Genomic DNA, 11,371 nt, shown 5'->3' on the forward strand with positions numbered 1-11,371 from the left:
GTCCCCTTCGCGTACGGTTGACGGCTGCCCAGTGCACGTCAGAAGGGGGCCTCGGTGGCCGCGCAGGATGCCGCTGTCGATTCGGTCCGCGACCGAGAAATCGGCGTGGAACAGGATCATCTGGATCAGGTGTACCGCCGTCTTGAGGAGAAGATCCACGAGGCCGAGTTCCTGATGAACGACGCCGCCCAGCGGGGTCAGGTCGGTACGCCCGGCGCACTCGCCGAGCGCGACGCGCAGGTCTTCCGGGCGGGGGTGCACCTCAACCGTCTCAACAACGAGTTCGAGGACTTCCTCTTCGGCCGGATCGACCTGCTGCACGGCAAGGACGGCAAGAAGGGCCCGGACGGCGCGTTCACGTCGATCGAGCCCGCCGACGACGCCGTGCAGGGCGATCTCACCGCCGAGATCGGTGAGACGCTCCACATCGGCCGCATCGGAGTCCTCGACTCCGACTACGCGCCGCTGGTGATCGACTGGCGCGCGCCCGCCGCCGCGCCGTTCTACCGCTCCACGCCCAAGGACCCGGGCCGGGTGGTGCGCCGCCGGGTCATCCGGTCCAAGGGCCGTCAGGTCCTCGGTGTCGAGGACGACCTGATGCGGCCGGAGCTGGCCGCGCACCTCGGCGGCGAGAAGCTGGCCGTGATCGGGGACGGTGCGCTGATGGCCGCCCTCGGGCAGGCCCGCAGCCACACCATGCGCGACATCGTCTCGTCCATCCAGGCCGAGCAGGACCTGGTCATCAGGGCCCCCGCCGCCTCCGTCACGGAGGTCGCGGGCGGTCCGGGCACCGGCAAGACCGCCGTCGCCCTGCACCGCGCCGCCTACCTCCTCTACCAGGACCGCCGCCGGTACGCGGGCGGCATCCTGATCGTCTCGCCGACCCCGCTGCTCGTCTCGTACACCGAAGGCGTCCTGCCGTCCCTCGGCGAGGAGGGCCAGGTGGCGATCCGTGCGCTCGGCTCGCTCGTCGACGGCGCCGAGGCGACCACGTACGACGAACCGAACATCGCCCGCATCAAGGGCTCCTCGCGGATGCTGAAGGTGCTGCGGAAGGTGGCACGAGGGGCCCTGGAGGCCCCTGTGGCCGCGGAACTCCCGGAAGAGGAGGGTCAGCTTTCGTTCGGCGGCTTCGACGGGCCTGAGGGCGATCTTGAGGAGGACGGGGCGAAGCCCGCCGTACGGACCGACCTGCTGCGCGTCGTCGCCTTCGGCGCCCGCCTGGAGCTGGAGGCGAACGACCTCCAGCGGATCCGCAACAACGTCCTGAGCGGCACCGCCCCGGTCAACCTGCTGCGCCCGCGCGCCCGCAAGCTCCTCCTCGACGCCCTCTGGTCCAGGTCGGGCGGCCGGGGCCGGCACACCGACCCGGAACTCGCCGCCGAACTGCGCTCCTCCTTCGACGAGGACGTGGCCTCCGAGGACTCCTTCCTCGCCTTCCTGGACGCCTGGTGGCCGGAGCTCACCCCGCGCGGGGTGCTCGCCGCCATGTCCGATGAGAAGCGCCTGGCCCGGTGGGCCCGCCGCATCCTCAACCCGCGCGAGGTCCGTCAGCTGGCCCGCTCGCTGCGCCGCGACGAGCTGTCCGTGCACGACGTGGCCCTCCTCGACGAGCTCCAGCTCCTGCTCGGCACGCCGGCGAAGCCCAGGAAGAAGCGCGAGTACGACCCGCTGGACGCGCTGACCGGCCTCGAAGAGCTGATGCCGCACCGCGAGGAGACCCAGTGGGAGCGCGCCGAGCGGCTCGCGGCGGAGCGCACCGAGTACGCGCACGTCATCGTCGACGAGGCGCAGGACCTCACGCCGATGCAGTGGCGGATGGTCGGCCGGCGCGGCCGCACCGCGACCTGGACGATCGTCGGCGACGCCGCCCAGTCCTCCTGGACCGACCCCCAGGAGGCCGCCGAGGCACGCGACGAGGCGCTGGGCTCGCGCCCGCGCCGCAAGTTCGAGCTGACGGTCAACTACCGCAACCCGGCGGAGATCGCGGAGCTGGCGGCGAAGGTGCTGGCCCTCGCCGCGCCGGACATGCGCTCCCCGCGCGCGGTGCGCTCGACGGGTGTGGTGCCGAGGTTCGTCGCAGGCCAGGACGACCTTGAGGCTTCCGTACGGGACGAGGCGCGCCGCCTCCTGGCGCAGGTGGACGGCACCGTGGGCGTCGTCGTCGCCATGAACAGGCGTGTGCAGGCCCGGCGTTGGCTCGCCGAGCTCGGGGACCGGGTGGTCGCGCTGGGCAGCCTGGAGGCCAAGGGGCTGGAGTACGACGCGACGGTGGTGGTGTCCCCCGCGGAGATCGCCGAGGAGTCCCCGGCCGGGCTGCGGGTGCTGTACGTGGCGCTGACGCGTGCGACGCAGCAGCTCACGGTGGTGTCGGGGAAGCGGGACGCCGCCGATGCGGACGGGGTTCCGGCGCTGCTGCGGGGCTGATTTCGAGTCGAGCCCCCACAGGGGAATCACTTCCGGGGAGGGTTTGTTAGTCTCGAATGTGACACCGGCTCGATCCAAGCCCCCGGGCCCAACCTTAGTCGCTTCGAGCGACCACTTGCCGCGAGGCGAGCATGGCGGGTCGGTGTCGCCCAATCGTTGAGGAAGAGGTCCGGAGCGCTCCCAGGAGCGCTCCGGACCTCTTCGTTTTGGTGCTTCCCCGGCGCCTCCCCGGTGCTTCCTCGGCGCCTCCCGGTGCCTCTTGGCGCTTCCGCCGATTCGCTTTGGGGCTTCCACTGAGGCGAGTGTTTCTCGTATGGTGGAAAACTGTTTCCGAAACCGGAGCACTCATTACCCGCTACTCGCAGGTAGGTGCGACGATCGGACTGCGCCGCACGGCTCCCGGCCGGAGCGGCGCAGCAATGAAGCTAGGGAAAGCAGAGGAAGTCGGCCATGGCAACGGCGCCCAGCGTCTCGTACTCGATGACGGTCCGACTGGAGGTCCCCGCGAGCGGGACCTCGGTCAGCCAGCTCACCTCGGCCGTCGAAGCCTCCGGCGGCTCCGTGACCGGCCTCGACGTCACCGCATCCGGCCACGAGAAGCTGCGGATCGACGTCACGATCGCCGCTTCCTCGACCTCGCACGCCGACGAGATCGTCGAGAAGCTGCGCGGAGTCGACGGCGTCGTGCTCGGGAAGGTCTCCGACCGTACGTTCCTGATGCACCTCGGCGGCAAGATCGAGATGCAGTCGAAGCACCCCATCCGCAACCGTGACGACCTCTCGATGATCTACACGCCGGGCGTCGCCCGCGTCTGCATGGCCATCGCCGAGAACCCCGAGGACGCCCGCCGCCTCACCATCAAGCGCAACACCGTCGCGGTCGTCACCGACGGCTCCGCAGTGCTGGGCCTGGGCAACATCGGCCCGATGGCGGCCATGCCGGTCATGGAGGGCAAGGCGGCCCTGTTCAAGCGGTTCGCCGACATCGACGCCTGGCCGATCTGCCTGGACACCCAGGACACCGACGCCATCGTCGAGATCGTCAAGGCCATCGCCCCCGGCTTCGCGGGCATCAACCTCGAAGACATCTCCGCGCCGCGCTGCTTCGAGATCGAGGCCCGGCTGCGCGAGGCACTGGACATTCCGGTCTTCCACGACGACCAGCACGGCACCGCGATTGTGGTTCTCGCCTCACTCACGAACGCGCTGCGGGTGGTCGGCAAGTCCATCGGCGACGTACGCGTCGTCATGTCGGGCGCGGGCGCGGCCGGTACGGCGATCCTGAAGCTGCTCATCGCGGCGGGCGTCAAGCACGCCGTCGTCGCCGACATCCACGGTGTGGTGCACGCCGGCCGCGAAGACCTGGTCGCCGCCGACGCTCCCGGTGCCGGCGGCGCGGCGCTGCGCTGGATCGCCGACAACACCAACCCCGAAGGGGTGACGGGCACCCTCAAGGAGGCCGTCGTCGGCGCCGACGTCTTCATCGGCGTGTCGGCCCCGAACGTCCTCAACGGGGACGACGTGGCCGCCATGGCCGAGGGCTCGATCGTCTTCGCGCTCGCGAACCCCGACCCCGAGGTCGAGCCCGCAATCGCCCGTCAGACAGCGGCAGTTGTGGCCACGGGCCGCTCGGACTTCCCGAACCAGATCAACAACGTGCTGGTCTTCCCCGGCGTCTTCCGCGGCCTCCTGGACGCGCAGTCCAGGACCGTCAACACGGAGATGATGCTGGCCGCTGCGAGCGCGCTGGCGGACGTCGTCTCCGAGGACGAACTGAACCCGAACTACATCATTCCGTCGGTCTTCAACGACAAGGTCGCGGGTGCCGTCGCGGGTGCCGTTCGTACCGCGGCGAAGGCTGCCGGGGCGACTGTGACGGGTCCCACGTCCGCCTGACGCGCGGCGCGTCGCGGGTCGCAGCGCATCCGGGGCACCTCTAGGGTGGCGGGCAATGCACGCAGCGTTTCATGGCCGAGCGCTGCGGCCCGTAAGCAGTCCGCTTCAGTTAGTCGACGGAGCGTCACCACGGCGAGGCAGTGGCGCTCTTCGTGTGACTCCGACGGGTGCCGGATTGGCTTTCCCGCCGCTGGTGGGGGCAGGATGCGTAATCGGGCGCGAGGGTCTGGAAAACAGACCCGGGTCCGGGGACTGTCCGAAGCCCCTGGCAGCATCGGCTAAAGCTGTACCCATCATGCGGCTCCGCCGCGTGGCACGCCTCACAGGCAAGAAGAACACGGGAGTAACAACATGAACCGCAGTGAGCTGGTGGCCGCCCTGGCCGACCGTGCCGAGGTGACCCGCAAGGACGCCGACGCCGTGCTGGCCGCGCTCGCCGAGACCGTCGGCGAGATCGTCGCCAAGGGCGACGAGAAGGTCACCATCCCCGGCTTCCTGACCTTCGAGCGCACCCACCGTGCCGCTCGTACCGCTCGTAACCCGCAGACCGGCGACCCGATCCAGATCCCGGCCGGCTACAGCGTGAAGGTCTCCGCGGGCTCCAAGCTCAAGGAAGCCGCCAAGGGTAAGTAACACCCCTAGGCATCAAGGCAGAACCGTAAGGGGGCGGCCGTCCGGAATACGCCGGACGGGCGCCCCCTTCGGCGTGCCCGGGGGATTTCCCGTACGCACGGAGCCACTGCCGTACGGGGCCGCTCCGCGAGGCTCAGCGCCCGCCCAGCTCCACGTCCTCCAGGGAGGTCACCACGACCGTCCTGGGGCCCGCGTCGATGCCGGGCACCGAAGGGACGGCGAGCAGGCGGCAGCCCGCCGCCAGCGCCGCCGCCGCACCCGTGGGGGTGTCCTCCACGGCCAGGCAGTCCGCCGGGTCCACGCCGAGCGCCCTCGCGGCTGCCGCGTACGGGTCCGGGTGGGGCTTGCCGCGCTCCGTGTCGCCCTGCGCGACGGAGGTGGCGAAACGGTCGACGCCCAGGCCCTTCAGGACCAGATCGGCGACCTTGCGCTCGGACGCGGTGACGAGCGCCACGGGCACGCCGAGCTCACGGGCCCGGTCCAGGAGGCGCAGCGCGCCGGGCTGGACGGTGACCCCGGCTGCCACCAGTGCGGTGAATTCGCGGTCCAGCCTCTCCGCCGTACCGGTGATGGCGTGCGTGTCCGCGAAGAGGGCCGCCGCGGTGGCTATCGCGGCCCCGGCGAACGGGGCCAGGACCTCGGACGTCGGGGCGATGCCGTGCTCCTCGAACAGGGCGGCGACGACCTCCAGCCACTGGTGCTCGGTGTCGACGAGGGTGCCGTCCATGTCGCAGAGGAGTGCGGCGGGCGGGGCGATGACGGGCATGCGGTGAAGACCTCTCGGCTCGGGGGCTCGGGTGGGCTGCGTACGGGCCGGTTCAGGGGGCCTGCGTGGGCTGCGTACGGGCCAGTGGGTTGGCGCCGACGGAATTGCGGACGGTGAAGACCACCGAACCGGGCACATAGCGGTCGTCCCCGGTCTCCACCGGGCGGCCGTCGGCGGTGGTCGTGGTGCGGCGCACGCGCAGCAGCGGGCTGCCGCGCCGGACGCCGAGCTCCTTGGCGTCGGCGGTGCCCGCGGCGACCGCGTCCAGGTGGTGCTCGCCGTGCGCAAAGACCAGTCCTGTGGCGTCCCTGAGGGCACGGGTGACGGACTCGCAGTCGTCGGGCAGCGCCTCGACCGCGTCGGCCGTCCAGCCCGTGTATACGGTGCGTTCCAGCAGGACGGGGGAGCCGTCCAGGGTGCGCAGCCGGCGTACCCGCAGGACGGGGGAGCCGGGGGCCAGCCGCAGCAGGGCCGCCTCCTGGTGGCTCGCGCCCGCGCGCTCCGAGGCGAGGACCAGGCCGCCGGGGGTGTGCCCCGACGCCCACGCCCACTCGGAGAAGCTGCGCAGTTCGCCGAAGCTCTGCCGGGGCGCCGTGGACAGCACGACGCTGCGGGCGCCCTGCCGGGAGCCGACCAGGCCCTCGGCGAGCAGCGAGCTGACGGCCTGGCGGACGGTGCCCCGGGACACGCCGTGCAGGCCGGCCAGTTCGGACTCCGAGGGAAGGGTGGAGCCGACCGGGTACCGGCCGTCGGCGATGGCCTCGCGCAGAGCGGCGGTGATCTGCTGGTGCCGCCGGTTCGGCGGGTGGTGCGGCTGGTTCACATCGCTCCTCTTCGGTGAGTGACGATGATGACACCTGTGCGCAACAGTGCGCACCAGGACAGGGCCGGGGCTCTACTTCTCACCACTTCACCCACCCCTAAACCACCTTCCCGGTAACGCTTTTGACCTGCAGTTTTCATCTTCCGGACGGTTGGAAACGGGGCGTCTGGGCTGTTAGATTCCGCTGGCTTACTGACTGATGGCTTGTCCAGACAGGTGGGCCGGCCGACGACCCAGGAGTACACCGTGCATCCAGCTCGTCCGAGTTCTCTCCGACCGAGCCGTTCCCTTCTCTTCGCGACCGCGGCCGTCGCGACCGCCGCACTGGCCACCGGCTGCGGCTCGGCGCCCGAGTCGGTCGCCGCCGCGAGCAAGGCCGCGCAGGCGACGTCGGCGGCGGACCTCGGCGGGATGGACAAGCTCGTCGCGGCGGCCGAGAAGGAGGGCGAGCTGAACGTGTACGCGCTCGCCCCGGACTGGGCCAACTACGGCGAGATGGTCGCGGCCTTCCAGAAGCGCTACCCCGGCATCAAGGTCAACAACGAGAACCCCGGCGGCAGCAGCCAGCAGGCACTCAACGCCGCCGCCAAGCGCAAGGGCCAGGACCGCGCCGTCGACGCGCTCGACCTGGGCACCGCGTACATGCAGAGCGCGAAGGCGCAGAAGCTGCTCGCCCCGTACAAGGTCACCGGCTGGGACGCGATACCCGCCGCGCAGAAGCAGCCCGACGGCTCCTACCTGAACAACTACGGCGGGTACATCTCGATCGGCTGCGACGCGAAGGCCGTCGCCAAGTGCCCGGAGACCTTCAAGGACCTCCTGGACCCCGCGTACAAGAACAAGGTCGCCCTGAACGGCAACCCGGCCGAGTCCAGCTCCGCGCTCGCCACCGTCTTCGCCGCCTCGCTGTCCAACGGCGGCTCCCTCGACGACATCCGGCCAGGACTCGACTTCTTCAAGCAGCTGAAGCAGAAGGGCAACTACGTGCCCGCCGAGTCGACGCTGGCCACCATCCAGAAGGGCGAGACCCCGATCTCGATCGACTGGGACTACCTCAACCTGGGATACGGGGAGAAGCTCAAGGCGAAGGGCGTCGACTGGAAGGTCACCGTCCCCTCCGACGGCCAGTACTCGAACTACTACAACCAGGGCGTCAACAAGCACGCCCCGCACCCGGCCGCCGCCCGCCTGTGGCTGGAGTTCGTCTACAGCAAGGAGGGCCAGAACATCTGGCTCAAGGGCTTCTCGCGGCCCGCCATGCTGGAGGTCATGGTCAAGGACGGCACCGCCGACAAGGCCGCAGCCGCCAAGATCCCGAAGGTCTCCGGCACCCCGAAGACCGTGACGCCGCAGCAGGAGGCGAAGGCCAAGGAGGCCGTCGTCCAGGGCTGGGGCAAGGCGGTCAGCTGAGCATGGCCGAACAAGTCCTCACCCCCGTCACCCCCGCCGCTTCCGTCGCCTCCGGAGACGGAGTGGCAACCTCCGCACGTCCGGCACGTTCGGTGCGCCCCGGGGGCGGCCGGCGTGCGGGGGCGCGCAGGCACCGGTGGCCCGCGGTCCTCCCGTTCTTCCTCTTCCTGGCCGTGTGCTTCGGGCTGCCGGCCGGGACCATGGCGTACAACGCGTTCGTCGTGACCGACCAGGTCACCGGCGAGAGCGCCTACAGCCTCACCAACGTGACCGGTTCGCTGTCCGGGGCGTACGCGACCGGGCTGGTCGGCAGCGTCAAGCTGTCGCTGTTCAGCGCGCTGCTCGCGACCGTCTTCGGGGCGCTGATCGCGCAGGCCGTCGTCACCTCGAAGCGGCCGACGCTGCGCAAGCTGGTCGTCTCCGCCTCCGGTGTGCTCGCCAACTTCAGCGGGGCGCCGCTCGCCTTCGCGTTCATCGCCACGCTCGGCACGACGGGCACGCTGACCAAGCTGCTCTCGCTCCAGTCGACGGGCTTCAGCCTGTACAGCTTCACCGGGCTCGTGCTCGCCTACCTGTACTTCATGGTGCCGCTGATGGTGGTCACCGTGCTGCCCGCGCTCGACGGGCTGCGGGTGCAGTGGCAGGAGGCGGCCGCTTCCTGCGGCGCCACCCGGGGGCAGTTCTGGCGTCACATCGGGATTCCGGTTCTCACCCCGGCGCTGCTCGGGGGAGCGGTGCTGATGTTCGGCACCGCCTTCGCCTCGCACGCCACCGCGGCGGTGATGACCGGCAGTTCGGTACCGCTGATCACCCTCCAGATCTCGAACGCGCTCAACGGCAATGTGCTCGTCGGGCAGGAGAACCTGGCGCTCGCGATGAGCCTCAACATGGTCGTGATCGCCCTCGTGGTGATGGCCGTCCAGATTCCGCTTCAGCGCAGGAGTGCACGATGGCTCGGATGACGTCGCGTTCGGCCCTGACGTCCCGCGGCCCCGTGCTGTCGGTGGCCGCGCTCTACTTCCTCGTACCGATCGGGGCCGCGCTCTGGTACACGCTCGACAGCGGCGGCGGGATCAGCTTCGACGCGTACACCCGGGGGCTCACCTCGGAGGGGATGGCCGGCAGCCTGCTGCTGTCCGTGACGATCGGGCTGGCCACGGTCGTCCTCGGGCTGCTCCTGATGGTGCCGACGTCGGTGGCCGTCGCGCTGTACTTCCCGAAGCTGCGCGGCGTTGTGTCCGTGCTGTCGATGATGCCGCTCGTCGTGCCGCCGATCGCGCTCGTCGCGGGCGTCAGCACGGTGCTGTCCTGGCAGCAGGACCTGGCGACGACCCCGCTCTACGGGACCTTCCAGGCGCTGCTGAACAAGGACTTCCCGCTGATCCTGGTGCTGGTCTACACGGTGATGTCACTGCCGTTCCTGCACCGCTCGCTGGACGCGGGGCTGCGCTCCCTTGACCTGCGGACCCTGGTCGAGGCCTCGCGCAGTCTGGGCGCCTCGCGCACCCAGACGCTGCTGCGGGTCGTCCTGCCCAACCTGCGTTCCGCGGTGGTCGGCGGGGCGGTGCTCAGCCTGGCGATGGTGCTCGGCGAGTACACCGTGGCCTCGGTGCTCGGCTTCGCGCCGTTCGCGGTGTGGATGGTCGAGGTCGGCGACGCCGAACCCCAACTGTCCGCCGCCGCCTCGATGTTGAGCCTGCTGATCACCTGGGGGCTGCTGCTCCTGCTCACCACCGTGGCCGGAGGGCGGGCGCGTGCCCGTACCCGTGGCCGTGCTCGTGACCGTAGTCGTGACCGTGACCGTGAATCTTCGAAGAAGGCTGTTGTCTGATGAGTGTTGCCGTACAACTACGGGGCCTGCGAAGGGAGTTCGGGGCGACCGTCGCACTCGACGGGCTCGACCTGGACATCGCGGCCGGAGAGATGGTGGCACTGCTCGGCCCCTCCGGGTGCGGGAAGACCACCGCGCTGCGGATCATCGCGGGCTTCGAAACCGCCGACGGCGGTGAGCTGTTGATGGGCGGTGAGGACGTCACCTCGGTGCCCGCGAACCGCCGCGACATCGGCATGGTCTTCCAGTCGTACAGCCTCTTCCCGAACATGACCGCCGCACAGAACGTGGCGTACGGGCTGCGGGTACGGGGTGTCTCCGCCACCGAACGTGACGACCGGGCAAGGGAGTTGCTGGAACTGGTCGGGCTGCCGGGACGAGAGGGCCACTACCCGCACCAGCTGTCCGGCGGCCAGCAGCAGCGCGTCGCACTGGCGCGGGCGCTCGCCGTCCGGCCCAAGGTGCTGCTCCTCGACGAGCCGCTGTCCGCGCTCGACGCGAAGGTGCGGCTCACGCTGCGCGAGGAGATCCGGCGGATCCAGCTGGAGCTGGGCATCACGACGGTCTTCGTCACGCACGACCAGGAGGAGGCCCTCTCCATGGCCGACCGGGTCGCCGTGATGAAGGACGGGCGGCTCGAACAGTGCGCCGCGCCCGCGGAGTTGTACGAGCGGCCCGCGACGCCGTTCGTCGCCGAGTTCGTCGGCACGATGAACAGGCTGCCGGGCGTCGTCCGCGAGGGCGGAGTCGTCGAGCTCTTCGGCCGCCGACTGCCGGTGCACGGCGATTCGCCGAAGGCGGGGGCAGAGGTCGACGTACTGCTGCGGCCGGAGGGCTTCTCGGTACGGGCGGAGGGTACGGAGGACGCGGACGGGGCTTCCGGGGTGGCGGCGACCGTCAAGGTGGCGACCTTCCTGGGGGCGACGACCCGGCTGCAGCTGCGTGCCGACGCGGGCGGCGAGTTCAAGGCGGACCTGCCGAGTTGGGAGGCGTCGGAGCTGGGCGTGGGCGCGCGGTGCGTGGTGACGCCGCACGAGAACCCGGTACTGGTGTCGGAGCGTTCGCCGCGTACGGAAGGTGCGTCGGGGGCGGGAGCGAAGGTCGAGGTCACGGCGGGGAAGTAACGCTCGGGCGTCCTGACGTCACAGCCGTTGACGGCCCCCGTACGGTGCCGGATCGTGGGCGGAGCCGGGTGGGGCGGGCCGGTACTGCCGGTGAGTTTCGCCCATGCACCCGAGCTACGTGCTAGATCGGGGGGCGGCATGGGGGCGGACGACCGGCAGGATCCGGCGGGACGGCAGGGACAGTCGGGCCAACCGGGACAACCGGGCGGGCGGGACCCACGGGAACCGGAGGACCGGCCCGGACGGCGCGACCCGCGGGAACCGGAGGACCGGCCGGGGGCGCGGGAGGCATCCGAGCCGGAGGACCGGCCGGGCGTGCGGGATTCGCGAGGGCCGGAGGACCGGCAGGCGGTGCAGGAACCAGGCGCCCCGGAGGACGGGTCAGGATCGCGGGGGCAGCCTGAACGGCCGGACGCGCACGGTCGGTTGGAAGCGCCGGGCCCGTCGGCCCAGCAGAGCCA

General features: G+C 70.7%; 9 protein-coding genes. 7 read left to right on the forward strand and 2 right to left on the reverse strand.

The window, feature by feature from the left end:
* Nucleotides 1-54: 54 nt before the first annotated feature.
* The 3 genes from ACH4SP_RS41705 to ACH4SP_RS41715 all read left to right on the forward strand — a co-directional run bounded on the left by ACH4SP_RS41705 (nucleotide 55) and on the right by ACH4SP_RS41715 (nucleotide 4,956).
* Entirely contained in the window at nucleotides 55-2,427 is a 2,373-nt protein-coding gene (locus tag ACH4SP_RS41705) for a HelD family protein (protein WP_398423593.1), read from the forward strand.
* 450 nt (nucleotides 2,428-2,877) lie between these two features.
* The gene (locus ACH4SP_RS41710; RefSeq protein WP_398423595.1) at nucleotides 2,878-4,323 is read left to right on the forward strand and encodes an NAD-dependent malic enzyme; all 1,446 of its coding nucleotides are present in this window, start codon (nucleotides 2,878-2,880) and stop codon (nucleotides 4,321-4,323) included.
* Nucleotides 4,324-4,674: 351 nt separating this feature from the next.
* Complete coding sequence (locus tag ACH4SP_RS41715; protein WP_003954777.1) at nucleotides 4,675-4,956, forward strand: HU family DNA-binding protein; 282 nt, start codon at nucleotides 4,675-4,677, stop codon at nucleotides 4,954-4,956.
* A gap of 133 nt (nucleotides 4,957-5,089) precedes the next feature.
* On the opposite strand, the gene ACH4SP_RS41720 is transcribed toward ACH4SP_RS41715, so the two are convergent.
* Complete coding sequence (locus tag ACH4SP_RS41720) at nucleotides 5,090-5,722, reverse strand: HAD family hydrolase (RefSeq protein ID WP_398423598.1); 633 nt, start codon at nucleotides 5,720-5,722, stop codon at nucleotides 5,090-5,092.
* 52 nt (nucleotides 5,723-5,774) lie between these two features.
* Nucleotides 5,775-6,545 (reverse strand): GntR family transcriptional regulator, encoded by a 771-nt coding sequence (locus ACH4SP_RS41725; RefSeq protein WP_398423600.1) that lies wholly within the window; start codon nucleotides 6,543-6,545, stop codon nucleotides 5,775-5,777.
* 246 nt (nucleotides 6,546-6,791) lie between these two features.
* Here ACH4SP_RS41725 and ACH4SP_RS41730 point away from each other — a divergent pair, with 246 nt between their 5' ends.
* The 4 genes from ACH4SP_RS41730 to ACH4SP_RS41745 are packed head-to-tail and all read left to right on the forward strand — an operon-like array spanning nucleotide 6,792 to nucleotide 10,910.
* The gene (locus tag ACH4SP_RS41730) at nucleotides 6,792-7,955 is read left to right on the forward strand and encodes an ABC transporter substrate-binding protein (protein WP_398423602.1); all 1,164 of its coding nucleotides are present in this window, start codon (nucleotides 6,792-6,794) and stop codon (nucleotides 7,953-7,955) included.
* 2 nt (nucleotides 7,956-7,957) lie between these two features.
* Nucleotides 7,958-8,917: an ABC transporter permease gene (locus ACH4SP_RS41735; RefSeq protein WP_398423604.1), complete on the forward strand. Its 960-nt coding sequence runs from the start codon at nucleotides 7,958-7,960 to the stop codon at nucleotides 8,915-8,917.
* Nucleotides 8,914-9,786: an ABC transporter permease gene (locus ACH4SP_RS41740; protein ID WP_398423606.1), complete on the forward strand. Its 873-nt coding sequence runs from the start codon at nucleotides 8,914-8,916 to the stop codon at nucleotides 9,784-9,786. The genes ACH4SP_RS41735 and ACH4SP_RS41740 overlap by 4 nt, the downstream gene beginning before the upstream one ends.
* The gene (locus ACH4SP_RS41745) at nucleotides 9,786-10,910 is read left to right on the forward strand and encodes an ABC transporter ATP-binding protein (protein WP_398423608.1); all 1,125 of its coding nucleotides are present in this window, start codon (nucleotides 9,786-9,788) and stop codon (nucleotides 10,908-10,910) included. Before ACH4SP_RS41740 ends, ACH4SP_RS41745 begins: the two co-directional genes overlap by 1 nt.
* The last annotated feature ends 461 nt before the right edge of the window (nucleotides 10,911-11,371 follow it).

This window comes from Streptomyces sp. NPDC021093, from assembly GCF_044333135.1.
GTDB lineage: Bacteria > Actinomycetota > Actinomycetes > Streptomycetales > Streptomycetaceae > Streptomyces.

What these genes read in the sequence shown, in the direction of transcription:
- ACH4SP_RS41710 (WP_398423595.1), top strand. Translation starts at nt 2,878, where the DNA reads ATGGCAACGGCGCCCAGCGTCTCGTACTCGATGACGGTCCGACTGGAG.
- ACH4SP_RS41715 (WP_003954777.1), top strand. Translation starts at nt 4,675, where the DNA reads ATGAACCGCAGTGAGCTGGTGGCCGCCCTGGCCGACCGTGCCGAGGTG.
- ACH4SP_RS41720 (WP_398423598.1), bottom strand. Translation starts at nt 5,722, where the DNA reads ATGCCCGTCATCGCCCCGCCCGCCGCACTCCTCTGCGACATGGACGGC.
- ACH4SP_RS41735 (WP_398423604.1), top strand. Translation starts at nt 7,958, where the DNA reads ATGGCCGAACAAGTCCTCACCCCCGTCACCCCCGCCGCTTCCGTCGCC.
- ACH4SP_RS41740 (WP_398423606.1), top strand. Translation starts at nt 8,914, where the DNA reads ATGACGTCGCGTTCGGCCCTGACGTCCCGCGGCCCCGTGCTGTCGGTG.
- ACH4SP_RS41745 (WP_398423608.1), top strand. Translation starts at nt 9,786, where the DNA reads ATGAGTGTTGCCGTACAACTACGGGGCCTGCGAAGGGAGTTCGGGGCG.